Source organism: Candidatus Saccharibacteria bacterium oral taxon 488 (genome assembly GCA_013099015.1).
In the GTDB taxonomy this organism is placed as follows: domain Bacteria; phylum Patescibacteriota; class Saccharimonadia; order Saccharimonadales; family Saccharimonadaceae; genus Nanosynbacter.
This window is the reverse complement of sequence record CP039998.1, coordinates 259544-286509: the sequence shown is the minus strand read 5'-3', so window position 1 is coordinate 286509 and position 26966 is coordinate 259544. Positions and strand designations below refer to the sequence as shown.

Below are 26966 nucleotides of genomic sequence, written 5' to 3'. Positions count from 1 at the left end.
ACTAGTTACGAACTGGCGGGCAAAGTTAACTTTCCTCCACCTTCTGCTTGTCAGTTCGCTCCATAGATGCGTGTCTATGCTGATGAGTCGGAAACGACGAAAGCGAACAATTTATTCAAACATCACTAGTTGCACCGCCAAAGCTTCACGGGTAATCTCATCCGCCCGTTCGCCGATGAATACGATTTTTGCCGCCTCCTCAGGCCTGGCATTAGTTAGCTGAATCTGCTGCTCGGTTGCCTCCACATGCTGGCGCGCGCCGTTGTCGTTGATGAAGCAGCCCTTCATTCGCCGTAGGCCATACGCCGCAAATAATTCCGGCCATACTTTCTCCAACGTCGTCGCCGTAATTTTCATGCCCGAAACATCCAGTACCGCATACGTCGGATTATCCGGCACCGCCAGCTCGCCGTCATACGTATCAAAAAACGCCAGCAGTCCCGACGGCGTGGTTAATTTACTGAGTTCAAACCGACCGTGCGGCGCGCTGAGCACCTTGGCGTAGGGCAGGGCGCGGCGTTTCATGTCGTATTCAGCTCGCTCGCTATCGTTCAATAAATCTTCCTTAGTCACTAAAATCACGTCTGCTGCTTGCAGTTCAACTTCGTGCGCTGGCTCAATCCCGCGCAAAATCTCGTGCGCATCGATCACATAAAAACTCTGCATCAACTCATACTTATTGAAGATTTGTGCATTAATCAATTTCTCGACCAAGTTCATCGTTCGCGCCACGCCCGTCGCCTCGATAAACACCGGAGCAGGTGAATTCCGGCAAAAGTCCAGCAGCATCCGCGTCAGCGCATGCTTCGACGAACAACAAACACAATCGCCAGCCAGCGTCGTCACCATCTCCGCCAATCCCTCCAGCCGATAGCCGTCGACATTTTCATTGGCGTATTCATTTTCAATCACCCGCGCGCCCTTATAGTCACTTTGTTGCAATAAGAATTCCAACACGCTGGTCTTGCCGGCACCCAGCGAGCCATTCACCAAATAAAGCGGTACTTTGTCAATGACCGCCCGCGCTTCGTCAAACGCCGCATTAACACTAAATTCCAAATCATCATCGCGTTTCGCCATACATCTATTATACGCCATCGCGGCCCGGGTGCTATACTAAGGCTATGAAAGTCATTCTGGCCCTTGGCAATCCTGGCGAAAAGTACACCTACACTCGGCACAACGCTGGCTTTTTAGTGATTGACCAGTTGGCGGCAGGGCAGAGTGCACATTTTAGCAATAAGCCCAAATTTTTTGCGGATATTGCCGAGCTAAATAATGTCAAGCTAGCCTCAACCGCTAACGCAAAGTCGCGCACCGCTAGTCCGCAGGAAAAAGTTCTCTTGGTCAAACCAACGACGTACTACAACGAAGTCGGCATTGCCGCGCGAGCGCTCATGGATTTTTATAAGCTGACGCTTGATGATCTCCTGATTATTCATGACGATACGGCGCTTGATTTTGGTAAAATTCGTGTCCGCAAGGGTGGTGAAAGCGCTGGCAATAACGGACTGAAGTCACTGCACCGACATGTTGGTAGTGACTTCTGGCATATTCGCATCGGCACCGACAACCTACTACGCAGGCAAATCGGCGATGTTGATTTCGTCCTCAGCAAGTTCAACGCCGATGAACGAACAATTCTTCAGAACTGGGTTATTCCAGAGTCAATTAACCTAATCGAGAAGTTTCTTAACGAAACAATTGAACCATTTAGTATAAAACTTTAGTGGCCAAATCCTAGTGTTTACTGTCGTTTTTTAGGCACAATTTTTGATACGCTATGTTTTATTTTCTGCTCAGCTTGATGAATTTTAGTCATCGCTACTTCTTGCAGCCTAATCGCTCGCACCTCCAGCATGCTACTGCCAACCGCCAAACTCACAAACAATAGCCCCAGACCACCCGTCGCCCATTCCGGCAGTTCCAGATGAAACAGCTTAGCAATCATCATCATACCCAGCGCCATAATCGCCCAGTGCGCACCGTTTTCCAGATATTTATACTTGCCAAGCACGCCCGTCCGCAGCAAATACACCGTCAGCGACCGCACCCAAATCGCGCCGGCGCCCAAACCCGCCACGATCAATAGCACGCTGCTGGTGATAGCAAACGCGCCGATGACGCCGTCGAAGCTGAAACTAGCGTCCAGCACCTCCAGATAGAGCAGGCTAGCGAAGGCTGCCCAGCCGGTCTTGACCTTGACCGATTTAGCATCGTCCTCATGAAAGAATGAGCCGAACAGCTCCAGCCCGATGTGCAGTATAATCCCCAATACCGACGATACCAGCACCAGCGCCCGATGCGGCGGCTCAACCGTGAAATATAGCACCGCCGCCACGCTAAGCATCAAACACACCTTGAAATTCTCAAACCGCCCGGCCTTAGCCATCCACGGCTCGACATGCCGCACCCAGTGCACGCGCTTGTTATAATCAATGAAATAACTGAGGCCAATCATAATCAGAAACGCACCACCAAAAGCATCAATCATCGGCGAGGCTTCGTGCAAGATATGACCGTATTCCGCCGGCCTGTGCAGCGCCAAATCAACCACTTCCATAAATCCATGACCGCTCGCCACCATCACGATGATAATCGGCAGCACGAACCGCACCACGAACACCGCCACGAAAATCCCAACTGTCAAGAATACCTTTTGCCAAACCTGGCTCATGCTGGCTAGCACCTTGCTGTTAATCACCGCGTTATCAAAGCTAAAGGTAACCTCGAGCACCACTAAAATTACGAACAGCCACAACCCATTAAGGCCTAGTTGGGTAAAAATCAGCCCGCCCAACGCCAGCGTCAACAGCGCCGAAAACCAAAAAATCCGAAATGGGTGATGCGAGTGTAGCCAATGTTTCATACTAAGTCTCAGTATACCACGCTGGGCAGGTAGTAGTATAATAGAAACTATGCCGTCACTACAGACAATATATCAGCGCGCTGGCGCCTGGTTCAAAAACCACAGCGATGCAATCCGATGGACTATCGTCGGCTTGTTTGGCATCGTTGTGATGCAGTATGGTTTACAAATTGACCTCTGGCTAATCGCCCATCCACCGCACACGTGGGCCGAGACGTTGGCGCCATTGGCACAGGATTTCCTGACACTAACATGCAGCGTCATCGTTGAGGCCACACCGTTTCTCATCATCGGCATCATTGTTTCCGCTCTCATCCGCCGCTTCCTACCGCCAGACCGATTGCTGAAAATCCTACCCAAACACGTGCTCATCCGCCGCATTCTCCTCTCGCTCGTCGGCATCGCGCTGCCAGTCTGCGAGTGCGGCAATGTGCCAGTCGCCCGCAGCCTCCTGGCGCACGGCCTCAAGCCCGCCGACGTCATCAGCTTTCTCTTAGCCGCGCCGATCCTCAATCCGATCACTATCATCGCCACCATGACCGCCTTTAGCTTTGAACCGCGCATGGTCTGGTGGCGCATCGGCTTTGGCTTTCTGATCGTCCAGCTGACCGCTCTGATCGTCAGCTTCATTCACCCGAGGCACGTCCTCCAGCCGTCATTTGCTGCCTCCTGCACTGACCGTCATCCAACGACCTTTCGCCACATTCTCGCTGATTCTCGCAACGAATTTTGGCAGCTCACCACCATGCTCGTTCTCGGCGCCATGATCGCTGCCGCCACCCAAGTCTTCGTTCCGCGCTCCATCATCAACGCCGTCGGCGGCGACATCATCCTGTCGGTCATCGCCATGATCGGCCTCGGCTTTGTCGTCTCTATCTGCTCCAGTGTCGATGCGTTTTTTGCGCTGGCTTATGCCCGTATCTTCACCAACGGCTCCGTCCTCGCCTTTCTGCTGACTGGCCCGATGATCGACATCAAGCTCATTCTCCTCATGAGAAGCACCTTCCGCCCGCGCTTTATCCTGCTAGTCATGCTCATTATTTTCAGCCTGTCGCTGGCGACAGGGATCGGAGTCAATCTATATGCGCGCTAAACTCGGCCCACTACTGCGCGCTGGCGGCGGGCTACTCGCCTGTGGCTACATCATCCTCATCGCCGTCCGCGGCCAGCTCGGCTTTTACATTCATCCGCGCTACCATTTGCTTGCCGTCGTAGCGACCGTGGCTGGCAGCATGTTACTAATCATCGATATCATCTTGCAGCTACGCCATAACCCAGCAGGGAAGCGACGAGCCTCCACTGGCGCGACAACCACGGAGCATCCAGCAAAACCGCGGCGCAAGATCCCTATACTTTCAATCATCACCGCCGGCATCCTCATCCTGGCCATCATCCTGCCACCGCGCCCGTTGTCCTCATCCAGCGCTGCCAATCGCGCCACGTCCGGGCCGACCAGCACAACTGGCCGCTGCGACAAACCAGAGCCGCTTGATGGCAAGCCCGTTTCCATGAACCGTTGGCGTAGCGCGTTTGATGACTGTCCGAATGACAGCTTTTTTGACGGTGTAACCATTGACGTCACTGGCTTCGTGGCGCGCGACCCAAGCGGCTTTTACGACAACCACTACTTCGAGCTCTCACGCTTCGTCATCAGCTGCTGCGCTGTCGACAGCACCCCGATCAGCATTCTCGTTAAATCCCCAGACGCCGAGCGCTACCGCAACAACCAATGGCTACGCCTAAGCGGACAGATCAAGCGTGAGCTATCCGGCGGCAAAGCCGTCTACGTCCTCACTAACCCCACCATCACCCCAACCACCGAACCAGCCAATCCATACGAATTCCTCGGCGTGTAGCTATGTATCACTATTGCAACAATGTCTCAATTAGTGCTACGCTTCGTTACTGCACGGGCTTGTACACAAAGACTGAATTAATCACCTCATCTGTCGGATGATATTCCTCCATCAGCTGCACACCCTCAAAAGCGTGAGCATCAAATCCTGGATAGAGCAGGGTGCGCGCCCCGTACGCCCCGCGCGCGATCAGTCGCCCGTCTGGTTTAAGTGCTGGTCGTACATGATCAACAATTGCTTGCTTTTCCGCCAGCGTCTCGCCGGCCAGCCCCGCCACATAAATCGCATCATATCGCCCCTCATCCAGTGCCACCGACTGACCCAGACCAGTCACAAATTTACCCGGCCAATCAAGCACCGCCGCAAGGCCGCGTGATAACTCAATTGCCTCGTCCGACGCGTCAACATGCGTAATCTGTGCTCCTGTTAGCTGATGTAGCCACAATCCTGTCAGCGGCAACGGCCCGCTACCGATCATCGCAACCTCCGAGGAGTCACACAGCCACAGCCTAGCTCGCCTCAGTAGTCCAATCTCACGCCGCGTCAACTCTTTATAATTTTCATGATACGGAAATTCTTTTAGTTCTGACCATGGGTTATCCGCCTTCGTGATACGCCTCGACCAGTGTCGCTCCAGTTCTCCTTCGGCTACCGCGCAGCGCCGCTGCACCTGATGGCGGATATCCTCGTCGCACAGTAGTGGTTCTTTACCATGCGCCACCACCGTCTCAACTAATTTGGTAAATTCCGCATTAACTTCCTCAGAAGGCGTGAGCTGCGGCAAGCTCAGCACTCGTTTAATACATTCATTCATAGCTCATCAGTATGGCGTATTGTATAGCTTATTGCAATTTTGTCGCAATAAGTGCTACAATTGCGACATGGATACCTTACGCGACATCTTTCGCCAAGCCGACCTTCGCCTGACCAAATCACGCTGCGAAGTCTTTACGGCACTCGAATCCATCGACGTGCCACTGACCATCGCCGAAATCGCCAAGCGCTGCCCGAACACTAACCGCACCAGCATCTATCGCATCCTCGAAACCTTTCACGAGCTCCACGTCATTAACACCATCCACATCGGCTGGAAAGTCCGTTATGAGCTCGCCGAGCCATTCATCGCGCATCACCACCACCTCTACTGCACACGCTGTCATAACGCCGAACCGCTGGAGACACCAGAGCTAGAACGGCTCATTGCCTTGATCGGTCAGCGCCATCACTTCCGTGTCGAGCGCCACCACTTTGAACTCGAAGGAGTGTGCCAGGCCTGCATGGCAGCTGGTAATACACAGCCTGGCTCAACCAAGACGACGAGCCAAGCCTAGCCGACCGCCAGCAGCAGCCATCTCAATTCCAACGAACCACACGGGGCCCGATATCTCTCTCACAAACTACACCTCAAGCTTCGCCCGTAGCATGTCGCGCTCACGCGTCAGCGTCCGGTAGCGCTTAAATGCGCTCATCAGTTCGTTGCGCGCGGTCGCGTCTAGGTCAAAAATCGCGAGCAGCACCGAATCAATTTCCTTGACCGCCCGCTGCGCCTCTGACAAATTCGCCACACCCGGCACCGTGTCGAGGTACTCCTCGCGAATCGCTTCGGTCTTTTTCTCATATAGCGCCAGCCGCTTCGCTGGGCTCTCGGCCGCTTTTTTACTCAGCCGACCCAGCGCCTTTTCATACTCCTGTCGCGCTGCCAGCACCGTCACATAATCAATATTCAGCCCGAACAGCCGCGCCGCCAAGCCACCGCGCTCCTGCTCAATCGCCGTCATTTCTCGCTCAATCGCCGCCAAGCGCCTCGTTACCTCGCGCCGCAGTTTCTTGACCTGACGACCGGCCCGCAGCCGCTGCCAGCATCGCACCAGAGGTCGCGCCTGCTTGTCCACCACAGTCACACCGACCTCAGAGAGCACCGCCCGGTACAGTTCGTACCGCATAAAATCTTCAACCTGCTGCCGACAGACCTCGATTGGCTGCTGGGTAAACGCCAGCGTCCGTCGATACGGCTTTTTCTCTCGCTTTAACGTAAACTGCGACCCCGCAAAGGCTAGTCGCTCCTCCTCGAGCCGCACTGGTATCATCATGGCGATCAGTCGTTGCTGCGATGACGCCTCAGCCAGCAAATCCTCCTGCAAGGCTTGTTGCAACATTGTCGCATTATGCGCCGAGGTGATCGTCTCTAGCCTTGGCAAACATTCGTCTCGCCACGCCGTCAACATGTCGTGCATTGTGCGCTTGCTACGATTCAGCACCCGCGCGTCTCGTCGAAATCGTCGCGGCACACGTGCCAAGACGGCGGCCGCTTGGGCTCGAAACACCAACGGGCGTTCTTGGCTTAATTTGACTAAGGTACCGTGCTCAATTATCTGCGTCATATGCCTTCACTATACTATTTTAGAGACAAAAAGTCAATATTATGCTCACGCATATCCAACCAAAATTTTACTTTCTAGCAAACCGTCCCACGCCAATTCGCACCCAATCCTCACTCAGATACTACAAGCTCAGGTCAAAAACCCAACTAAAAAAGCGCCAGGTAAGGGTGGGCATCACCTGGCGCTTTGTTACCCTTCAACCCACCCGAGCTCCCGTCTCAGTGAAGCGTCGTGACTAAAACTCCAAAAGTCCGCGCCTGATTATAATATCAACACCATCCAGTGCTCACCTTAACAGAGGTCGCCTTCAAAAAAGGGCAGTTAAAGGGGTTAGTATGCGCGTAACGTTGAATCGCAAAAAGTGGAGGGTAAGAATACTTAATGCCATTGCGCGCAACCTAACATATTAGTTAGAATAGGGGGTATAAGGTGCTTTTGATTAGCACTTCGGCTAACCAATTGCTCCTGATTATAGCAAGCATTTGACAACATGTCAATACTTTTTATCACAAAAGTCATGGAAATCAATAGAATCCGTCCAGATGAGCATAACTTTACCCAGAGGTTGGCAAGTATTGCTAATCCGCCGAAAAGCTTGTGTTTCATGGGAAATTTGCCAGATAGCGGCGCACCGGTCGTGGCAATCGTTGGCTCACGCAAACCCTCGGCGTACGGCCGGGAGGTGACCGAGCAGCTGGCGAGCGACCTAGCAAAAGCCGGCTGTATCATCGTCAGTGGCTTGGCGCTCGGTATCGACGGCATCGCCCAAAGGGCCGCTCTCAAGGCTGGCGGCACGGTCATCGGCGTCATTCCCAATGAACTGCCTGACATCTCGCCGCAAACCAATTACAAGTTAGCCATGAACATCATCAAAAATGGCGGTGCTATCCTATCCGAGTGGAAAAAAGGCGACGGCAAAATCGTCAATCGCTGGAGCTTTTTAGAGCGCAACCGCTTGGTTTCTGGCCTGGCTGACGCTGTCATCATCACCGAGGCCGCCGAGCGTAGCGGCACGCTGAACACCGCTGCCCACGCCTTGTCGCAAGGCCGCGACGTCTTTGCCGTGCCGGGTAACATCACCAGCCCGCTGTCTGCTGGCTGCAACGCGCTACTCAAACAAGGTGCCCTCGTCGCCACCACTGCCACGGACATTCTCAACGTCATCGCCCCATCAACCGCTCGATCGGCTACCGACCAAGCCGTCATCCCCCTCGGTGAAACCCCAGCCGAAAACACCATCATTGACTTGCTCCGAACTGGCCTCAGAGACGGCGACCAACTACAGCAACAATCCGGCCTCAACCTAGCCGACTTCGCCACAGCGCTAACCATGCTAGAGATCAACGGCGTGATCAAGCCGCTCGGGGCGAATAATTGGACACTTAACTAGTATCAACAATGCGTCTATGCTCGTGGCGCTTCTGCCACGATGCTATGCTAGTCTCAATGAATAGAGAATTATCAAGGCCCAATACAACCATTGAAACGTGCCATAATCCAGACACCCCTATCGACCCAGAGGTATCAGACGACATACTCACGCTACCTAATATCGTTACTACAGTAGGTGGACTATGCAGCATATACGGCATCCAAAACGCTGACACCGTTAAGGGTATCGCCGCCTTGGTCGTTGGCGAACTGTCAGACAAGGCTGATGGAGCACTAGCGAGACGCCTCCATCAGCAATCAAAACTCGGTATCAAGCTTGACCCCATCAGAGATAAAGTGGTCGCCGCCACTGCACTCCTAAAGATAGTAGAAGATGGTCTCGCCTCAAAGACTGTCGTTGCATCTATGACCAGCCTCGAGGCGACCAAAGCAATAGCCACGCTCATAGCGGAACAAAAGCACCGCCAACTCCCCAGCCAGGCCGAACCGCTCCGACCAACACAGGTTGGCCGCATCAGTGGCGCCCTCGTGTCGACCGCGACATTATTATACATACTCAGCGGCTCGGTAGAGTCATTTGGCCACGAGAAAACAGCAAAGGTACTCCGTAGCCTCGGTGACGGAGTATCTAAAATATACTTACCAGTTGCCGGCCTAGCAGCCGCTCAATATATGATACGTGCCGCCAAACTCAGTAAGCAAGTCAAGGAAGAAATACGCCAACAGCAATAAGAGGCTCTCGCGCCCAAACACCCTCGGCGGTTGTGGTTGCGAGGTGATTTGATATAATATAGAGTTATGAAAAATCTCGTCATCGTCGAGTCGCCAGCCAAAGCCAAAACCATTGAGAAATATTTGGGCAAGGATTTTCATGTCTTGTCAAGCGTGGGGCACATCCGCTCAATTGTCAAAAAAACCAAGGACGGCACGCCGCCGATTGATGTGGCGAATGATTTTTTCGCCGTGTATGAAATCGATCCCGAGAAGAAGAAAGTCATCACCGAGCTGAAGAAAAACGTCAAGGCCGTTGGCAAAGACAACGTCTGGCTGGCCACCGATGAAGACCGCGAAGGGGAAGCCATCGCTTGGCACCTCTGTAAAGTGTTGGATTTGCCGATCGAGACGACCAAGCGCATCGTCTTTCACGAGATCACCAAGGACGCCATCACCAGCGCTATTAAGAATCCACGCACTGTTGATATGAATCTGGTGCAAGCCCAGCAGGCACGGCAGATTCTCGACCGATTAGTTGGTTTTGAGCTCAGCCCCGTGGTCTGGCAAAAAGTGCCAGGCGGTAAGTCGGCTGGTCGCGTCCAGAGCCCGGCAGTGCGGCTGTTAGTCGAACGCGAACGAGAAATTATGAAATTTGCAGGCAGCTCGCAGTTCAAAGTAACCGCCATATTCATCCACGACAACCAAGAATTCAAAGCCGAACTCAACCAGAAATTTGATTTCGAAGAAGCTGCTCATGAATTCCTAACTAGCCTCAAGCCAGTCACATTCACCGTCAGCGATATCTCAAAGACGCCTGGCACGCGCAACCCAGCCGCGCCGTTTACGACCTCAACCTTGCAACAAGAGGCCAACGCCAAGCTTGGCTTCAGTTCCAAAGCCACCATGGCCTCAGCCCAGCGGCTCTACCAAGACGGTAAAATTACCTACATGCGTACTGACTCGGTCAATTTGAGCGGGCAGGCTATCGCCAGCGCCACCGATTTCATCAAGCGGCTGTACGGCCCGGATTATTCGACTGTGCGCAAATTCAAAACCAAATCCGCCTCCGCCCAAGAAGCCCACGAGGCCATCCGCCCAACCGACATCACCCGCGAAACCGTCACCTCAAACGAGTACGACCAAAAACTCTACGACCTCATCCGCCGCCGCACCCTGGCATCGCAAATGTCGGCAGCGAAATTGGAGAAGACAACAGTGGTAATTTCTATCGGCGGCGCTCAGACGTCTCATAAAACAATCCGGGACCCGAGACAATCCCAGATTTTTTCTGAGACGCCGCTCGCGCCAGATGCGCCAGCAACAGCGACACCTTCTGCGCTGGGGGCTATGGAGTATTCGCGAATAACGAGTGCTCCAGCCGAACGCTCGCGTAGTATCTCCAGTGGAGATATAAGCGAAAAGAGTACTCCAGCGCAGGAGTGTGGCGCTGGTGATGCCGATTTTGCTGATGATGTCCGAGAGGTGACCGCAACAGACCTACACTTCGAAGCCAAAGGCGAAGTTATCACCTTTGACGGCTTCTTGCGTGTCTATGGCGGCGGCAAAGACGAACTCTTGCCAAAACTCCACACCGGCGACACACTTAAAACCCACGACATCACCGCCCGCCAAACCTTCGCCCGACCACCAGCCCGCTATACCGAAGGCTCACTGGTTAAAAAACTCGAAGACCTCGGCATCGGCCGACCAAGCACCTACGCCACCATCATCGACACCGTGCAGACCCGCGGCTACGTCGAAAAAGGTGACAGCGAAGGCCAGCCGCGCGACGTCATCGTCCTCAATTACAACGGCGAAGAAGTCAGTCGCGACATCGTTCAGGAAAAAACCGGTTCCACTCGCGGCAAGCTCATCCCAACACCAAGCGGGGAACTAATCGCCGACTTTTTGACCGACCATTTCACACAAATCGTTGACTATGATTTCACTGCCAACGTCGAGACCGAATTTGACAAAATCGCCGCCGCTGACCTAGCCAAAAGCGCCATGCTCAACGGATTTTACACGCCGTTTCACAAACTGATTGAACAGTCAGGCGGTATCGACCGCAGTAAAGTCGGCGCTAACCGTGAAGTCGGCATCGATCCAAAATCTGGCAAGCCAATCCTGGCTCGCTTTGGCCGCTTTGGCCCGATGTTGCAACTGGGTGCCACTGACGACGAGGACAAGCCGCGCTTTGCACCGCTACCGAAGGGCGCGAAAATCGAAACCGTCACCTTAGAGCAAGCACTCGAAATGTTCAAGTTGCCGCGCGTCGTCGGCCAAACCGAAGACGGACAAGACATCAAAGCCAACATCGGACGCTTTGGTCCGTACATCCAAGTCGGCAAGCTCTTCGTCTCCATCAAACCTGAAGACCCGCACACCATCACCCTAGAAAAGGCCCGCGAACTCTATGCCGCCAAACTCCAGGCTGAGGCCGAGAAAAACATCGCTGACTTTGGTGATGGCGTCAAGGTCCTCAAGGGCCGCTTCGGTCCATACATCACCGACGGCACGAAAAACGCCAAGATTCCCAAAGACACCGACCCAAAAACCGTTACACACGAGCAGGCCCTGGAGCTCCTGAAGACCGCACCCGCAAAACCCGCTCGCCGCGGCCGCACGTCAACCAAATCATCCAAATCTCCGAGGAAAAGCAGCCGCTCAAAGAAGTAATTGACCCGCAAAATAACTCAATCAAGCCACATTTTATTAGTGCTGTATAGACCACATTCCCATAATTCACAAAATTAAAAACTATCACACCATTTCATTGCAAAAATTGTTAAATACATGCTATAATTATGGCGTACTATACGACTTGCTTGACACGAAAGTGTTTTATTGTATAATAGCAATATCGTCATATATCAACATAACTTCTGAGGTGAGGCAGAGAGGATTTAACATAAAGCCATGAGCGACACACAAGAACAGAGCGCACCAGACAAGCAGCTTCGGCAAGCGGCCGAGGATGTCTTGGCGCAGATTCCGCAGGAGCGTGAGAAAGAGATTATTAGCCGTCGCTTTGGTTTATATGGCAATAAGGAGACACTGGAGCAGATCGGCGACATGCTCGGAATCACTCGTGAGCGTGTCCGCCAGCTCGAGAAGGCTATCCTCGTTCGCCTGCGCTTGCTGGTGGCCGATGGCGGTATACCAAACGCCTCAGCGGCCGAAAAGATGGTCACCTCACACCTGTCAGAAATGGGCCGGGCGGCGCCACTACATAATCTCGCCAAGCATGTCCTCGGCCGGGATGTCACCGATAGCGAACGATCACACGTCGCCTTTATCGCCGAGCTCAATCCGTCGGTCAACATCATCACCGAGAACGATGACTATTACCACTCAGCCATCATCGGCACGCCAAACGACGAGAAGAATATCAAGAAGCAAGTCGAAGAAATCGTCAAAGCCATCAAACAGCACGGCCAGCCAGTCACCGCTGAGGAACTACACAAAACGCTCAATTACGAGCACCCATCCAACATCGCCGCGCTCGCCTCAATCAGCAAGAAACTAGCTCACCTCCGAGGGCTGTGGGGCCTGATCAAGTGGCCGCTCGTCAACCCAAAAACCATTCGTGACAAGATCTTCGTCATTCTCGACAGCAACGGTCAGCCAATGCACTTTTCGGACATCGCTAAAGCCATCAAGGACAGCGACTTCAAACGCAAAGATGTCACCATCCAAGCCATTCACAACGAACTCATCAAAGACAAACGCTTCGTCCTGATCGGCCGCGGTATTTACGCCCTCGAGTCGTGGGGTTACGCTCGCGGTACCGTCGCTGACATCATTGCCAGCGTCCTACGCGAGGCCGGCGAGCCGCTGCACCGCGATGAAATCGTGAAGCGCGTCCTCGACAAGCGTCAAGTCAAAGAAACCACCATTCTGCTCAACTTGCAAGCCAAACCGCAATTCCAACGCTCCGCCAAGGCCACCTACATTCTGGTCAGCGAAGCCTAGGTTTGCATTTATCTATAAGGGGTGAGATAATGAAATAGCATGGAAATTATCTCTTCGATGATTAGTTTTTTAACGCAGTGGTACGTCTGGATACCCATCACAGCCGTGCTATCATTTTTGACGTGGCGCAACTATCAGCGGGCCGACGAATTCGAACCGACCGAGAGCGTGTTATTAGTGCTCGAAATTCCCAAAGCCAACGACAAGAAAGAGCTAGCCGCCGAGCAGCTGTTCGCCAGCCTACACGGCATCTTGCGCGACAAACGCGAACTCAAACTATCGGGCGGTCGGCAGGAGCATATCAGCTTTGAAATCGCCTCGGTCAACGGTCAAATTCGTTTTTACGTCTGGGTACCCCGAACGCTACAAAGTTTCGTCGAGGGACAAATCTACGCCCAATACCCAACCGTTCAAATCCACGTCGCCAGCGAAGATTACACCGAGCACGAGCGCGAGCACTCCACCGTGTACACCACCGAGCTAACCTTGACGGCGCCAGAATTCTTGCCAATTCGCACCTTTCAAACCTTTGAAGTCGATCCACTGGCGGGGATTACCGGTACGCTGGCCAAGCTAGAATTGACCGGCGAGGAACTCTGGGTGCAGGTGCTCATCAGGCCGATCGCCGACAGCTGGCAACAGTCTGCTGATCGCTGGATCGCCAGCGTCAAGAGTGGGCATAAACTCATTCCCGGACTCGGCGGTGGCGGTCTGCAATGGATTGGTACGCTACTGGAGGCTCTCTGGAAACCACCAGGCCAGGGAAGTGATGGCAAAAAAGCGCCCGAGCTATCTGAGCGTGACAAGACACGCGTCTCTGAGGCAGAGAAGAAAGCCACTAAATTAGGCTATGACGTCAAGATCCGCCTGGCGTACCTTGGCGAAGATCAAACCAGCGCCAAGCTACATATGCAGGCGCTGGTCGGTGCTTTTAAGCAATTCAACTCAACCAACCTCAACGGCTTTCGCGCTGTCAAGGGTGCGTTCGGCAAGGAGTTTCTCGACAAGTACCGCAAGCGCGCGTTTTACGGCGATGGCTACATCCTGAATATCGAAGAACTGGCCTCCGTCTTTCACTTGCCGCACACCAATGTCGAGACGCCAAACATCGTCTGGGCCAGCGCCAAAACCGCCGAGCCACCGTCCAAGCTGCCTGTCCTAACCGGCAGCGACGCTAATGACGACCAAATTTCCGCCTTTGGCGTCACTAATTTCCGCGGTATCAACCACCAGTTCGGCATGCTGCGCTACGACCGCTCGCGCCACGTCTACATCATCGGCCAGACGGGGGCAGGCAAGTCGGGATTGCTCGAATTATTCGCGCTCAGCGACATCTTTCACAATCAAGGCTACGCCATCATCGACCCGCACGGTGATTTTGCCATCAACAATATGAAATTCATCCCCGGCTCACGGCTAAACGACGTCGTCTATTTCAACCCAGCCGACACCGCCTATCCGCTTGGCTTCAACCCGCTAGAAGTCACTAACCCGAACCAAAAAACCAACATTTCATCAGAGGTCATCGGTGTTCTGAAGCGTATGTTTGGCGAGAGTTGGGGACCACGACTGGAATACATCTTGCGCTACACCATCTTGGCACTGCTCGACCGGCCAGAAACAACCATGCTCGACATCACCCGCATGCTAACTGATAAAAACTTCCGTAAAGAAACGTTGGGCTATTGCCGTGACACCGTAGTCCTGCAGTTCTGGAACGTCGAATTCGCCAGCTGGAACGACAAATTCATCGCCGAGGCCGTCGCACCAGTTCTCAACAAGGTCGGCGCCTTTACCGCCAATCCCATCATCCGCAACATCATCGGCCAGCCCAAATCCACCTTCAACATCCGCCAAATCATGGACGAGGGCAAAATCCTCATCGTTAATCTATCCAAGGGCCTGATCGGCGAAGACAATGCCGCCATCCTCGGCTCATTCCTAGTCACCAAGATTCAGCTGGCCGCCATGAGCCGCTCGGACATCCCAGACATCCGCGACCGCCGTCCATTCTATCTTTACGTCGACGAGTTCCAGAACTTCGCCACCGATTCATTTGCCACCATCTTATCCGAAGCCCGCAAGTATGGCCTCAACCTGACCGTCGCCAACCAGTACATCTCACAAATGAACGAAACCGTGCGCGACGCGGTGTTTGGTAACGTCGGTACCATGATCTCATTCCGCGTCTCCGCTGACGACGCACCAATTCTCGCCAAGCAATTTGAACCGAATTTCGAAGCCGTCGACCTCTTGCAGATGCACAATCGCAACTTCGTCATCAACATGGTCATCGGGGGAGAGAAGACCCCAGCTTTTTCCGCGCGCACTCTCGAGCTCCCGCCGAGCCAAGCCGACAACACGCCGCACATCATCGAACATTCACGGCGCATGTACTCGCGAAACAGGGAAGACGTCGAGCAAGAAATTGCCGCCGTCATCATGCCGCCACGCCCGCAAAAGCAGCCCACCCAGCCGCGCCCACAAGCCGTCGCCGCAGCTGCACTAGCCCAGCCCGTTCAGGCAGCCACTAGTCAACCGGTGCAGGGAACCACGGCCACTAACACCCAACACCCCGCACCACAACCTGAACCCGTCGCACCCGTCACAGACAGTGGCGAAGTCATCTTGCAAATCCGCGGCAACAGCGCATTTGAATCAGCAGCCACCGACACCACCACACCAAAGAAACGCCGACGACGACGGAAGAAGAGTGCTGCATGATATATAATAATTAAGCCTCTCGACAAAAATAGAAAACTTCTACACGGTAAAACAGCCCCAAAGACAGCATAAAAACTACACAAATAACTAATAACTAAGCCAAATTAAAAGCTGGCTTGGTTATTATTTTGGCACTAAAATACGCTATTTATGCTTATCGCAAGCTATGCCGTCGCCGTCTCTATCAAGGTGCGGTGCATATCCAGGCTCACCCCGGCGCATGTGGCTATAACCAGCGGCGCGTGCCTCTTTGCAATTACGGAAATGAATTTCTGCCGGAGCTGGCTGCGGAGCGGCAGGAGTAGGGATAGCTTGACGAGGTGCAGGCTGCGGTCGCGCTTGCTGCTGTCGCTGCCGAGCTTTAGCTACGGCAACCGCTGCCTCTTCTTGCTTTTTCTTCTCCTCAGCGTCTCTCTTGGCCTTCTCGGCGCGTTCTTTTTCTTCCTGCTTGGCTTTTTCTAATTTGGCAATACGTTCAGAGAATGGCGTACGTTTGCCGTCTGGTAATTTACCAATATCTGACTTGGCGCGAGATATATTTTCATCACTCGATTGTTCTTCGGCTTTTTTGACTGATTCCTCGGCGCGCTTGAGAGCTTTTTCTAGCTCTTGTTTGTCATAATCAGCTTTTGTCTGACGATGAATCTTAATGGTCTTATCGCCGCGACGCTTACCATCAACAATAGAGATAGAAATATCGCTATCACCCTCTTTGATGTCTTTAATCTCATACTTGACACTACCAGCTGCGTCTTTGTGATCATGAACCTCAATCTTATTTTCCGATATTTTTACTTCAGCAAACGAACTAATGCCCGATATTTTAGCGGATATCTCACGCTTATTCGTATGATAATCAAGTTTAATGTTTTCATCCACATTGGAAATAATGATAGGAACATTGTCCTTCTCGAGGCGAGATTGTTCCACTGCATTGCTGATATGTCCTATAACGGCAAGGGTAACGACAACTCCGCCAAAGATAAGCCAGCCACGCTTATGCTTTTTAACAGCGGGCTTACTCTTATTTTCCTTATCTGTTTGTTTAAAATTTTTTCTGACCACTGATATCTCCTGTCAATTCAACATAGCAGGGAACTCATTTGTCCCGTTATTGCTTGGTACACCCCTGATGGACGACGACTTGCGGGGCGTTAGCAATCTAGAATCTGCTTACAGACACAAGTCCTATTAGTAATCCATCGGGAACTCACCTATAAATATATCATAAAATACATTAAACGTAACTTGGTTTCCAGTGATCCCGCCCCTAGCTAGCAAATGACGTAGAGCCGCCCATTGTCATAGAGCTTGACGATGGCCACTCATAAATCGCCTTGACCACCAAAAGCGCAGTTGCTCTTTGTTAGCTCAATTATGAGCAGCACAAGTATACTCCTACTCCTGCTGCAATTTAAGGCAGGCTAGTGGAATAGCGAAACTATCAAATGAAAAAACTCTACCCTTGTCATTCAAAAATCAATGCTTGAAAATGATAGAACAAAAAGCGAACTTGTCATATTGAGCTTTCCGCCCCAAGACTCATGTATAAGCATGCACAGACTTTATTATAATAATTATTAGGAATACAGTTAATTACTGGCAATAAATGAGAATAAAGACAGAAGCGTTCAATCACCATAAAACATAAAACGCCGAGGTAAGTAAAACAAAGTTTTCAATAAATTCCGCAAAACCGCATTCGGTAGATTTATCCGTCAATCACGGTAACAGCACGGGGCATCCAGTAAAGGGCAGTCAAAGCTAGGCTAGCATTACATACAAAACAAAAAATATTATCGCGAAGAGACGATAGAGCATGCGTCTTTCCGTAGATAATTTAATGTCGCACAAGGTAGCTTTTACGTATTATAGTTATTTCGATACGCTAGACTTCAAATATCCACACTTAATATACCATTGATAACTTTTTCGCCTAACACCTCTTGCGGCGGGGGATCTCCTCCGGGTTTTCACCGCACTACGGTGAGTGCTAATACCAGGATACGTTCAAGCTACCATAAACAGAACGGGCCACACTAATCACTTTCGACTTTCAGCCGGGGGAGTTTGGGATGCCTCCAGCGCCAGCGTCGCCTCCGTCTCTCAAATAAATATCGCGAGCTAGGCCTTACCAAACTAAACGTTGTTACAATCTAGGCGTAACTCGTAGACTTTTCCACATCACAAGGCACCACCCAGCATGGGCATATGCGCTTATACGAGACCATGCACGACAAACACAGCATCCCGCTGGTTAAGCCTACAAATATTTGACTTTTTTCCTATTTTATTCCCCTGCTCTATTTTTCCACAAGCACCTTATTTGATTTTTTGCTATTTTGATATTATAACTATGTTTTTCTTAATCCTCTGATAAACGAACAAAAAGCGAACTAGCGGAGTAATGGGCTCCGTCTCTACCCTATTGGTGGCTCGACCTACAACCCGCGCGAACGAGTAATTCACCCCTGCCCGCTACTTATAAAACACTCGCTGATTGACGCGCACATCGATATATGCAGGAGCCGCGCCACTACTCTGGAAGAACGCCATGGCCTTGACCGCTTGCGCTACCTGCGCTGCCGCCTCCCTGTCGGTGGTCATTTTAATGCTATATGGACGGCCCTTGATTGACAGAAGCGCCTGGCGGACGGTGTTTTGCGGCAGGATAATTTCCGTAACCTCTAGCTGGTGCTCACGAAAGCCGGCGACAGCTTGACCAAGAAAGCTAAGGAAATGGCGATTGATAACCTCCTGGCCGGCGGCAGTCGGCACACCGCTCTGGTCTTTGACGATGACTGACGGCGAGCTCGCGTAGGTGGTCGAGAATGTCACGCCTGCATCGTCAACAAAATAGCTTTTATCACCAGAAGTCCACTGGACGACTGGCTGGCGAAAGGTAAGTTTGAGGCGCGGCCTGACGAGCTGATCGGCCTCGAGGCGAACCGTCTTGACCTCCGGGGCTTTCTCGAGGAAAAAACTAGCCAGCGACTGGTGATTCAGTACAAACAAGAATCGCTCGACCGGACGTGCACTGAGATATTCATCAATGAGGCGGTGGTAGCGATCGGCCTCTTTGGCGCTCGCCGCATCTGGCGTTTGCACTGATACCGTGACGGTACATTGCCACGCAAGTAGGGCGGCGATAATAATCACCAGTACACTACTCAATAGGACGATCCACCGCATCTGGCGACGTCGAGATTTCGCATGCTGAACCGTGCGCTCTGAGGTCTCGACCGGCGAGGCAGTGTGGCGGGTGTTGAGATTGCGATTACGGCGATAGGCTGTCTCGAATGAACTATCCTCGTTAATTAGCGCTGCTTGACGACGAGCCGCAATTTCGCGGCGTGTGGTCGGCGTAGATTTTGCCCGAGAAAAGGGTAATTTCACCGACGTCTCCCCTGTCGACGAATGACGGTGAGGAGCATCGCTGCCATGTCTTTGGCGGCGTTGGGCTTGGCAAATGTACCGATGTTTCGCCCGAGGCCGGCCAAGATCCGCGGTGACTTGACGAGGCCAATGACCTTCTTGCTCAGCACCTCTGGCGTCTGTTCTAGCGTTGATTCCTCAATGATCACTGCCGCCAGCGCGTCCTGATACACCTTGGCATTCTTGAGCTGATGCCCAGCCGTCAACATACCATTCGGCACGATCACCGCTGGCTTATGCAGCGCCGCCAGCTCCAGTAGCGTCGTCGCACCAGCCCGCGCCACCACCACATCCGCTGCCGCCAATACTTCGGCCATACCATGATTAACAAACGCTTCTAGTCGCCAGCCCGCCCGGCTATCAACACGCTCCTTCAGCTCGTCAAACTGATGCTTACCAGAGATCAAGAACACCGACGCCTCAGCCAGCAGCTGCTCGCGCGTGGCTACCACCGCTTCGTTGAGGCGCGCCGCTCCCAGTCCACCGCCAGTCACCACCACCAGTGGCCGCGCCGGATCAAAGCCAAACTTCACCTTTAGCTGCCGCCGCTCAGCCGCGCTGTATGGTCGAAATTCCTCAGCCACTGGGATGCCGACATACTCTGCCTTGACATCAGGATAATTATAGTGCTCCAGCGGCGCCCCGGTGCCGATCTTGGCAGCAAATGGCGCCAGTAGTCGATTGGTCAGTCCCGGATGCGCATCCGAATCATGTAGCACCAGCGGAATTTTCAGCAGCCGCGCTGCATAGCCAACCGGCAGGCACACGTAGCCGCCCTTGATAAAAATCACATCCGGCCGCCATCTGAGCAACTTACAAAAGCTCTGAATAAACCCAACCCCCACCAAAAAGATATCGCGCAGATTCGGTAGTAAAATTGACGGTCGAAGATGAAACGTCATGCTTTTACCATGGTAGCGGCGGATCTTGCCAGCAATAATCAGCTCAACCGGGACCGTCTCGTCAAATTTACCAAAAATACCGCGAGCGCTAGCGCCAAACTTCCGATCACACCAAAACCGCAATTCGTGATCACCCGATGAGCGCAACTCCTTACACACTGCCACGACTGGCGTAACGTGTCCGCCCGAGCCGCCGCCGACCGCCAAGATCTTTGCCACTTCCCTCTCCTTCCATTAATGGTTTGTGCGCCGTGTAGGCTGACAGTTGAAATGCCAGACCCAGCGCCGCTGCGATAAATAACATGCTGGTGCCGCCATAGCTGAGCAGCGGCAGCGAGATGCCAGTCATCGGAATAATCCCCGTCATCGAGCCGATATTCATCAGCACATGCGACGCCACCCAGCCAAACACGCCCGCAACCACCAGCCGTAGATGTATATCAGCCAGCCGCGACGTCACCTTAAGCAGGCTCAGCAGCAACGCCGAAAACAGTGCCAAGATAACCAACAGACCGACGAAACCAAATGTCTCGCCCATCACTGCAAAAATTGAGTCGTTAATCGCCTCCGGCAGATAACCTGTCGCCTGCACACTTTTACCAATGCCGAGACCCAATAGGCCGCCCGAACCGATGGCGATGCGGGCCTGCTGGATGTGATAATTATTTTCATCCCGGCTGGCTGATTGATGCGTATCACCCTGAATAAAGGTCATCACGCGCTCAATGCGGTGCGGCGATGAGAACGTCAGCACCAACGCCGCAGCCGCGATCACCAGCACGATGCGTCGCAGTAGCCGAGCGTCCATCCCCGACACCGCTAACACCGACAGTACCAGCGCTACGAGCGACACACCCGTTCCTAAATCTTTCTGCAGCACCACCACCACAAACATTGACACCGCCATAATAATACCAAGTGGGATCAGCGTCTCGTTGACATCGTTGAGTTTGCCTTGGCGCACCCGCTTGGCCAAAAACCCAGCCACAAACAGTAGCAAGCCAAATTTCAATAACTCCGCCGGCTGAAAACTACCCAGTCCACCCAGATAAAACCAGCGGTACGCGCCGTTGGTGTCCGATGCAAATGGCAGATGCAGCAGTGCCCCGCAAACCACCAACAAGAAACACGCCGCCAAGCCCGCCAGAAACAGTCGCTTGGCCCACGCCTCGGTCAACCACCGATACGGCAATATCGCCGCCACACCAAACGCCACCACAGCGGTAATGACGCTGGCCAGCTGCTTATTGAAAAAGAAAGTGTCGCTATAATTCGCGCCGTGCGTATGATTTAACACATTCGCCCGCTGCGGCCCCAGCGCATACATCACCACCAACCCGAGCATCAGTAACAACCCCATGTACAGCACGATCTGATACATCGGCCGGTGTCGACGCACCGCCTTGGCGGTTGAGGTGGCAGTGCGGTTACGCAATATGACCCCCCGCCAGCGCCAGCATCACGCCGATAAACGCCATCACGCAGCCAATCACCCAAAACCGCATCGTCACCTTGGTCTCCGGCCAGCCGCTGGCCTCTAGGTGATGATGGATTGGCGCTGACAAGAAAATTTTGCGCTTAAAGAGTTTCTTGCTCACAATCTGGATCAAGCTCGAACCCGCCTCGATCACAAACAACAACCCAATCACCGGCAGCAGCAGCAATGAATTAGTCAGCATTGCCACCACCCCCAAACTTACCCCGTAAGCAAAACTACCAACATCGCCCATGAAAAACCGTGCTGGATAGATATTAAACCAGAGATAACTCAGCAGCACACCAACTACCGTGAAGCAAAATCCCGCTAGCAGCACCTGTTGCTGCAGCAAGGCAATCACCCCGAAGGCCCCAAAGCTAATCCCCAACAGCCCACCGGCCAAACCATCCATGCCATCAGAAATATTAACCGCATTGCCAGTCGCCACCACCGCAAAGGCAAACAGCGGGATGATCAGCCATCCAATCGCCACGTCGCCCATGAACGGCACGTGAAAACTTGCCACACCGAGCTTAGTATAGAAAAACCAGCCAAGGACGATACCGATAAGCATAATCAGCGCAAATTTCACCGGACTGCGTAAGCCGGCCGCACCACCGCCCAGCCCGCGTAGATTAATAATGTCATCAATGAGCCCAACCGCGGCACCGCCGATCAACGCCGCTAGTGGCAGCCATGTCTGCGCTCGATCTAAATTACAAGAGAACGTCACCACAAAAATCGAAATAACACCGATAACTCCAGCCATCGTTGGAATATTTCGCCGCAATTTTGCCGCTTGGAATTTAGCAAAAACCTTCAACTCTTTGCCGTCGGTACTCTCCGAGCGCTGCCGCTTCCAAAACCGATATCGATAGGCAAAAAACGTATAAATTGGCGTCAGAAACATCGCCAGTAAGAACGCCCCGACACTGAGCAAAAATACGTGCGTTAATTCGTTGGTCATTGTTTGTAAAGCAGTTGCCATGGCTATCCCTTCGGTGCTAATTTCATATAATCAATCATCCAATTGGAGACATCAGTAAAAATTGGTGCAGCGTGAATGTTACCCTGTAAGTTCTTGCGCTTGCCAGGCGCCGCCACGCGTACCATTATGACATACTCGGGGCGATTTGCGCCACCATAGCCAATATACGTCGCTACCGTTTCGTCCATGGTATAGCTACCATTGATCAGCGTCTCTGAGGTGCCGGTCTTGCCGCCGACATCATAGCCGGGCTTATCTTTATCGGGCATACGCTGATTGAGAACCGCCCGCGCTGTTGACAGCATGCCGCGCATCGTGGCTGATGACTGCTCAGAAATAGTCCTGCGCAGCAGTGAAGCAGCCGAAGGCCTCAAACCGCCATTCGCATCCACCGTTCCAGCTACCACCGTCGGTCGAAAATACTGCCCGCCATTCACCACCGAACAAAACGCACTGGCTGCCTGCACCATCGTCGCATTCATACCCTGCCCAAACGTAATATTCGCGTAATTCACCTCCGCCCCCGGCCGATTCGGCGTATAGAGTAGCCCCGGCGCCTCCGCTAGCTCAATCCCCGTCGCCTCACCGAACCCAAATTTGTCGTGATAATACTCATACAGCGTCTGCCGCGCACCCGGGGTGATCGTCGATCCATCGCCCAGCCGCCGCGCAATCGTGATCATGCCGACGTTGAGCGAATTATTAAACGCACTCTGCATACTCGTCGTGCCGCTAAGCCCCCTCAATGCATTACAAATTTTCCGATCCCCCACCTCAGTACAATCAGTGTTTGAGTACGTTGACTGCGGCGTCACCACACCCTTATCAATCCCCGTCGCCATACTGAACGTCTTGACAATGGAGCCCGGCTCAAACGGCAGCATTGTCGTCGCGTTACTAAACACTGCTGCGTCTTTTTGCTTGGCGTACTCGGCCGGATTATACGTCGGATAATTAGCCATCGCTAGCACCTGCCCATTATTCGGATTCATTACCATCACGCTGCCCTCGGTCGCGCCGGCCTTGTCGATCCCTCGTTTGAGCGCTTCTTCGGCGTGACTCTGCACATTGCGATCAATCGACAACGCCACATTCTCGCCCGACTTCGCCTCGACACGCACATTGTCTTTACTCAGCGTCAGCGGCACATTACGCACGTCCGCCACTGTTTTGAGTAGGCCATCACGACCCTTCAGCCTATCATTCAGCGCCCCTTCAACCCCGTACTGACCCTTGCCCTCGGCATTGACGAAGCCCAGCACCTGCGCCGCCAGTTGCCCCTCCGGATAGTTGCGAATCGACCCCTTTTGATACAAGATACCGACAAAATCCTTGGCCTTTAACTTCTCGGCCTGGGTGCGCGTGATGTTACGCGCCAGCACTTCGTAGCGAGAGGTAGTGCGCTCCAGTCGCTTGGCTGCGTCGCTCACCACCTCGCCACCGGCAATTTCCTGTAGCGCCGCGATAATCTGCTGGCGCTGCTCCTGCTTGACCGTCTGCGGATCAGCGATAACCGTATAGACCGTCTGGTTGAGCACCACGGGAGCGGGCGCGCCGCCATCCATCATATATAGCTTGCCCCGCTCGGCCGGAATGACGAAGTGCCGCTGCTGACTGGCCTGAGCCAGCGACACGTATTCGCTGTGTTTAATGATCTGTAAATAAAACAGTCGCATCACAAAAATCGCCATCATCCCCAAAAGAATGATAGCGAGTACGCCGGTTCGAGATTGCGTTAAGTGACGTTTCATACCGCTTGTCCTATTGTACCACTTTTACCCCTAGGCTAGCGAGCGTAGTTCGTCTGTGTCGGTGTTTTCATCGCTGAGGCGACGTTGCTGTGCTTGACCTTTTCGAGCGCCGTCAGCCGTGCATTCTGCACCTCTAGCTCTGACTTTTTCGTCGCCAGCTCATTCAGCTGTGAGTCCAGCCCCTCCGCCTCGTAGCCATAGGCCGTCGTCTTGGTCGCCTGCGTCAAGTACACCAGCCCCAGCACCATAATCATCAGCGCCACCAGCACCGTATGTGCCACTGGCCCGAGCTTGGTCTGTGATCGAAAACGGGTGGCGTTCTGGTTACGGCGAAGCTGCGGCCCAGGACGACGCGGAGTAAATGTGGTGGATGAGCGTGTGTGCATAAATAATTTCTGTGTGTGTTTAATTTGTTACGGTTTAATGCTTTTGGTGGCGCATCATAACGACACGGGAAGTACAGCCGGTCGGCCCGCCCTTATCGCGAAAGAGCGAGCCACCGAGCTTGCATACTTTTTCCGGGAAAACTATCAAGCGAGCTTACTTAGTCGCGGCGTACCGCAACGGTCTCAGCTACTTCTGCGTCCTGGAATTGTACTTTGATGTGGATTGGCATGGTGTCGCCCTCCTTTTTTGTTTTATTTTTTCACGGCGTAGCGAAACTGAGCGCTTCGACTGCGCGGATTGTGAGCATCTTCTGTTCCAGACACCGGTTTTTTCTCTGGGATTATCAGCTCGGCCTCGTAGCCAGCAGACGCTTGCTCCCAGAAATATCGCTTGACCAATCGATCCTCCAAGCTATGAAAACTAATTATTCCGACTCGCCCGCCCCGGTTAAGGAGGCGTGGCAGTAGCGGCAATAATTCTTCAACCAGCCGAAGTTCGTGATTGACTTCAATGCGCAGTGCCTGAAAGGTGCGAGTCGCCGGATGATGTTTCATCCCGCCACGACCGACAGTGTGCTTGATCAGATCAGCCAGCTCGGTCGTTCCCCGAATCAGCCGTGCTTTGGCGATTGCTTGCGTAATCCGCCTAGCCCGCCCGGGACTTTCCTCGCCGTAACGAGTTATCAGCCGCGTCAACTTATCAACCGAATACGAATTGACAATATCCGCTGCTGTAGTTTCCGTCCGATTATCCATCCGCATATCCAGCGGCCCGTCAAACCGAAACGAAAAACCTCTCTCTGCTCTGTCAAGCTGCGGTGACGACACCCCCAAATCAGCCAAAATCACGTCAAATGTACGTCCCTGCTTGACCAAATCCTGCGCTGCGCTCACAAAATCCTTGTGAATTAGCGTGGCGCCTTTTTCAGCCAAATCGCCCAGCGTGTTAATCGCGTTATCATCGCGGTCAACCAGCACTGCGCCCAAGTAATTATCCGTCCTCTGTAAGAATTCCCTAGCGTGGCCGCCGTAGCCAGCCGTCAGGTCGAGATACCTCTCGCCTCTGGCTGGCCGCAACCTATCCAAGGTCACCTCCAGGAGCACGGGAACATGAATCGGTTCGCTCACTCGAAGCGTCTCCGACTGTGGTGGATGTTCTTTAATACTCATCATTGCTTTATTGTAGCAGTCAGGTGCAAGATTTTCGAGATTTATCTCCGTACAGCGATTGCAGCCCAAGCGACCTTGAGTCGCCTGGCGCGTAAAGAGGAGTAAATCTCGACAAATCGCCGCGGCTGACACCACAACGTATAGCAATGCTCGAGATCACCTAACTGGATATTTAATTCTGGCTGTTTTGTATTTGTGTTTTGTTTGTTTTTGTTGTCTAAGAGTGGAAATGTGATGATTGTCAGTGACAACCATAGTTTCCAAAAGAGACTTATGTGTGAGGTGGAGTTTTTTGGGAGGTGTTTTGAGGAAAGAACGTTGCCGTTTTTATCGTGGAGCAAATTGCCACCTGCCATCTTCAAATACCCAGATAGTTGATCTCGAGAGGTTTCCAAATTGTTAAAGTACTGACCCCGGCTAATCAATCCGCATTCTCAGCCGCCATCAGCCGAAAATACGCGCCCGCCCGCACCGCCACGACTTCCCGGTCAATACCAGCATAGTCGAGTAGATGCTGTTCAATCGTCACTCGCCCCTGTTTCTGGTCGAGCGCCGAGGCGGTTTTACCGCGGCGAAACTTGACGTTCAGGTCGGCCACGCGCTCATCCAGAATACTTCCGGTCAGCGCGCCCTCCACTTCCCGATCCCAGACTTGCTGTGGATACAAGTGAAGATAGTTGCCAAACCCGCGAGTCAACACGACGCCGGATGCAAACTCTGCCCTGAGCTCGGCCGGGATCGTCAAGCGCCGCTTGTCGTCCAACTTTCGCTCAAAGTAATCTGTCTGCACGTCGCCCTTCCTCCGTGGTAGATTAGTTGGTTTTTCGTAGTGGATGTTTGTTTTGGTTGGTGATTTCCATCAACTTTCGTTCCACTGACTCCACTATACTACCCACAACTACCCACATGCAAGCCTTTTTACCCACTTTCTACCCATTTCCCTACC

Annotated in this window: 22 protein-coding genes; 9 read left to right on the top strand and 13 right to left on the bottom strand. The window is 53.0% G+C overall.

The features are described 5' to 3' along the window. Positions 1–111: 111 nt before the first annotated feature. Positions 112–1098 (bottom strand): hypothetical protein, encoded by a 987-nt coding sequence (locus FBF29_01460; protein QJU07368.1) that lies wholly within the window; start codon positions 1096–1098, stop codon positions 112–114. A 26-nt stretch (positions 1099–1124) separates the two neighbouring features. Here FBF29_01460 and FBF29_01455 point away from each other — a divergent pair, with 26 nt between their 5' ends. Then, on the top strand, positions 1125–1730 hold the full coding sequence (locus tag FBF29_01455) for an aminoacyl-tRNA hydrolase (protein QJU07367.1): 606 nt from the start codon (positions 1125–1127) through the stop codon (positions 1728–1730). A gap of 17 nt (positions 1731–1747) precedes the next feature. On the opposite strand, the gene FBF29_01450 is transcribed toward FBF29_01455, so the two are convergent. Further along, complete coding sequence (locus FBF29_01450) at positions 1748–2869, bottom strand: DUF475 domain-containing protein (protein QJU07366.1); 1122 nt, start codon at positions 2867–2869, stop codon at positions 1748–1750. 49 nt (positions 2870–2918) lie between these two features. On the opposite strand from FBF29_01450, the gene FBF29_01445 reads away from it, so the two are divergent. Both FBF29_01445 and FBF29_01440 read left to right on the top strand, forming a co-directional pair. Continuing rightward, positions 2919–3962 (top strand): permease, encoded by a 1044-nt coding sequence (locus FBF29_01445; GenBank protein QJU07365.1) that lies wholly within the window; start codon positions 2919–2921, stop codon positions 3960–3962. Then, positions 3952–4725, top strand: coding sequence for a TIGR03943 family protein (locus FBF29_01440; GenBank protein QJU07364.1), 774 nt, complete (start codon positions 3952–3954; stop codon positions 4723–4725). Before FBF29_01445 ends, FBF29_01440 begins: the two co-directional genes overlap by 11 nt. Before the next feature lie 46 nt (positions 4726–4771). On the opposite strand, the gene FBF29_01435 is transcribed toward FBF29_01440, so the two are convergent. Next, entirely contained in the window at positions 4772–5539 is a 768-nt protein-coding gene (locus FBF29_01435) for a methyltransferase domain-containing protein (GenBank protein ID QJU07363.1), read from the bottom strand. Between the two features lie 67 nt (positions 5540–5606). Between FBF29_01435 and FBF29_01430 the strand changes: the two genes are divergently transcribed. Then, entirely contained in the window at positions 5607–6056 is a 450-nt protein-coding gene (locus tag FBF29_01430; protein ID QJU07362.1) for a transcriptional repressor, read from the top strand. A gap of 66 nt (positions 6057–6122) precedes the next feature. Here the strand turns inward: FBF29_01430 and FBF29_01425 are convergent, their stop codons facing one another. Next, a complete protein-coding gene (locus FBF29_01425) occupies positions 6123–7106 on the bottom strand; it encodes a hypothetical protein (GenBank protein QJU07361.1) in 984 nt (327 codons plus the stop codon). A gap of 490 nt (positions 7107–7596) precedes the next feature. On the opposite strand from FBF29_01425, the gene dprA reads away from it, so the two are divergent. The 5 genes from dprA to FBF29_01400 all read left to right on the top strand — a co-directional run bounded on the left by dprA (position 7597) and on the right by FBF29_01400 (position 15911). Beyond that, positions 7597–8496 carry a DNA-protecting protein DprA gene (gene dprA / locus FBF29_01420; protein ID QJU07360.1) on the top strand — a complete coding sequence of 300 codons (900 nt, stop codon included), beginning with the start codon at positions 7597–7599 and terminating at the stop codon, positions 8494–8496. Positions 8497–8504: 8 nt separating this feature from the next. Then, positions 8505–9230, top strand: a complete 726-nt coding sequence (locus FBF29_01415; protein ID QJU07359.1) for a CDP-alcohol phosphatidyltransferase family protein — start codon at positions 8505–8507, stop codon at positions 9228–9230. A gap of 66 nt (positions 9231–9296) precedes the next feature. Continuing rightward, positions 9297–11891 (top strand): type I DNA topoisomerase, encoded by a 2595-nt coding sequence (gene topA / locus FBF29_01410; protein ID QJU07358.1) that lies wholly within the window; start codon positions 9297–9299, stop codon positions 11889–11891. 240 nt (positions 11892–12131) lie between these two features. Beyond that, positions 12132–13187: a hypothetical protein gene (locus FBF29_01405; protein ID QJU07357.1), complete on the top strand. Its 1056-nt coding sequence runs from the start codon at positions 12132–12134 to the stop codon at positions 13185–13187. A gap of 39 nt (positions 13188–13226) precedes the next feature. Further along, the gene (locus FBF29_01400) at positions 13227–15911 is read left to right on the top strand and encodes a DUF87 domain-containing protein (GenBank protein ID QJU07356.1); all 2685 of its coding nucleotides are present in this window, start codon (positions 13227–13229) and stop codon (positions 15909–15911) included. 144 nt (positions 15912–16055) lie between these two features. Here the strand turns inward: FBF29_01400 and FBF29_01395 are convergent, their stop codons facing one another. From FBF29_01395 to FBF29_01355, 9 genes are all read right to left on the bottom strand, one after another. Next, on the bottom strand, positions 16056–16982 hold the full coding sequence (locus FBF29_01395) for a hypothetical protein (protein ID QJU07355.1): 927 nt from the start codon (positions 16980–16982) through the stop codon (positions 16056–16058). A 1407-nt stretch (positions 16983–18389) separates the two neighbouring features. After that, positions 18390–19307 (bottom strand): hypothetical protein, encoded by a 918-nt coding sequence (locus FBF29_01390; protein QJU07354.1) that lies wholly within the window; start codon positions 19305–19307, stop codon positions 18390–18392. Further along, positions 19304–20467 (bottom strand): hypothetical protein, encoded by a 1164-nt coding sequence (locus tag FBF29_01385; GenBank protein ID QJU07353.1) that lies wholly within the window; start codon positions 20465–20467, stop codon positions 19304–19306. Before FBF29_01385 ends, FBF29_01390 begins: the two co-directional genes overlap by 4 nt. After that, a complete protein-coding gene (locus tag FBF29_01380) occupies positions 20400–21683 on the bottom strand; it encodes an FtsW/RodA/SpoVE family cell cycle protein (GenBank protein ID QJU07352.1) in 1284 nt (427 codons plus the stop codon). The genes FBF29_01385 and FBF29_01380 overlap by 68 nt, the downstream gene beginning before the upstream one ends. Next, the gene (mraY, locus tag FBF29_01375) at positions 21676–22713 is read right to left on the bottom strand and encodes a phospho-N-acetylmuramoyl-pentapeptide-transferase (GenBank protein ID QJU07351.1); all 1038 of its coding nucleotides are present in this window, start codon (positions 22711–22713) and stop codon (positions 21676–21678) included. Before mraY ends, FBF29_01380 begins: the two co-directional genes overlap by 8 nt. 2 nt (positions 22714–22715) lie before the next feature. Beyond that, the gene (locus tag FBF29_01370) at positions 22716–24464 is read right to left on the bottom strand and encodes a penicillin-binding protein 2 (GenBank protein ID QJU07350.1); all 1749 of its coding nucleotides are present in this window, start codon (positions 24462–24464) and stop codon (positions 22716–22718) included. 35 nt (positions 24465–24499) lie between these two features. Continuing rightward, the gene (locus FBF29_01365; GenBank protein QJU07349.1) at positions 24500–24850 is read right to left on the bottom strand and encodes a hypothetical protein; all 351 of its coding nucleotides are present in this window, start codon (positions 24848–24850) and stop codon (positions 24500–24502) included. Positions 24851–25102: 252 nt separating this feature from the next. Continuing rightward, entirely contained in the window at positions 25103–26020 is a 918-nt protein-coding gene (gene rsmH, locus FBF29_01360; GenBank protein ID QJU07952.1) for a 16S rRNA (cytosine(1402)-N(4))-methyltransferase RsmH, read from the bottom strand. Positions 26021–26441: 421 nt separating this feature from the next. Further along, a complete protein-coding gene (locus tag FBF29_01355; protein QJU07348.1) occupies positions 26442–26855 on the bottom strand; it encodes a hypothetical protein in 414 nt (137 codons plus the stop codon). Positions 26856–26966: the final 111 nt, after the last annotated feature.

Bases quoted from the DNA above. Each gene is read 5' to 3' on its own strand.
- FBF29_01365 (QJU07349.1), bottom strand. From the start codon at position 24,850: ATGCACACACGCTCATCCACCACATTTACTCCGCGTCGTCCTGGGCCG.
- FBF29_01445 (QJU07365.1), top strand. From the start codon at position 2,919: ATGCCGTCACTACAGACAATATATCAGCGCGCTGGCGCCTGGTTCAAA.
- mraY (QJU07351.1), bottom strand. From the start codon at position 22,713: ATGGCAACTGCTTTACAAACAATGACCAACGAATTAACGCACGTATTT.
- FBF29_01435 (QJU07363.1), bottom strand. From the start codon at position 5,539: ATGAATGAATGTATTAAACGAGTGCTGAGCTTGCCGCAGCTCACGCCT.
- rsmH (QJU07952.1), bottom strand. From the start codon at position 26,020: ATGAGTATTAAAGAACATCCACCACAGTCGGAGACGCTTCGAGTGAGC.
- FBF29_01400 (QJU07356.1), top strand. From the start codon at position 13,227: ATGGAAATTATCTCTTCGATGATTAGTTTTTTAACGCAGTGGTACGTC.
- FBF29_01415 (QJU07359.1), top strand. From the start codon at position 8,505: ATGCGTCTATGCTCGTGGCGCTTCTGCCACGATGCTATGCTAGTCTCA.
- FBF29_01455 (QJU07367.1), top strand. From the start codon at position 1,125: ATGAAAGTCATTCTGGCCCTTGGCAATCCTGGCGAAAAGTACACCTAC.
- FBF29_01405 (QJU07357.1), top strand. From the start codon at position 12,132: ATGAGCGACACACAAGAACAGAGCGCACCAGACAAGCAGCTTCGGCAA.
- dprA (QJU07360.1), top strand. From the start codon at position 7,597: ATGTCAATACTTTTTATCACAAAAGTCATGGAAATCAATAGAATCCGT.
- FBF29_01370 (QJU07350.1), bottom strand. From the start codon at position 24,464: ATGAAACGTCACTTAACGCAATCTCGAACCGGCGTACTCGCTATCATT.
- FBF29_01425 (QJU07361.1), bottom strand. From the start codon at position 7,106: ATGACGCAGATAATTGAGCACGGTACCTTAGTCAAATTAAGCCAAGAA.
- FBF29_01430 (QJU07362.1), top strand. From the start codon at position 5,607: ATGGATACCTTACGCGACATCTTTCGCCAAGCCGACCTTCGCCTGACC.
- FBF29_01450 (QJU07366.1), bottom strand. From the start codon at position 2,869: ATGAAACATTGGCTACACTCGCATCACCCATTTCGGATTTTTTGGTTT.
- FBF29_01460 (QJU07368.1), bottom strand. From the start codon at position 1,098: ATGGCGTATAATAGATGTATGGCGAAACGCGATGATGATTTGGAATTT.
- topA (QJU07358.1), top strand. From the start codon at position 9,297: ATGAAAAATCTCGTCATCGTCGAGTCGCCAGCCAAAGCCAAAACCATT.
- FBF29_01440 (QJU07364.1), top strand. From the start codon at position 3,952: ATGCGCGCTAAACTCGGCCCACTACTGCGCGCTGGCGGCGGGCTACTC.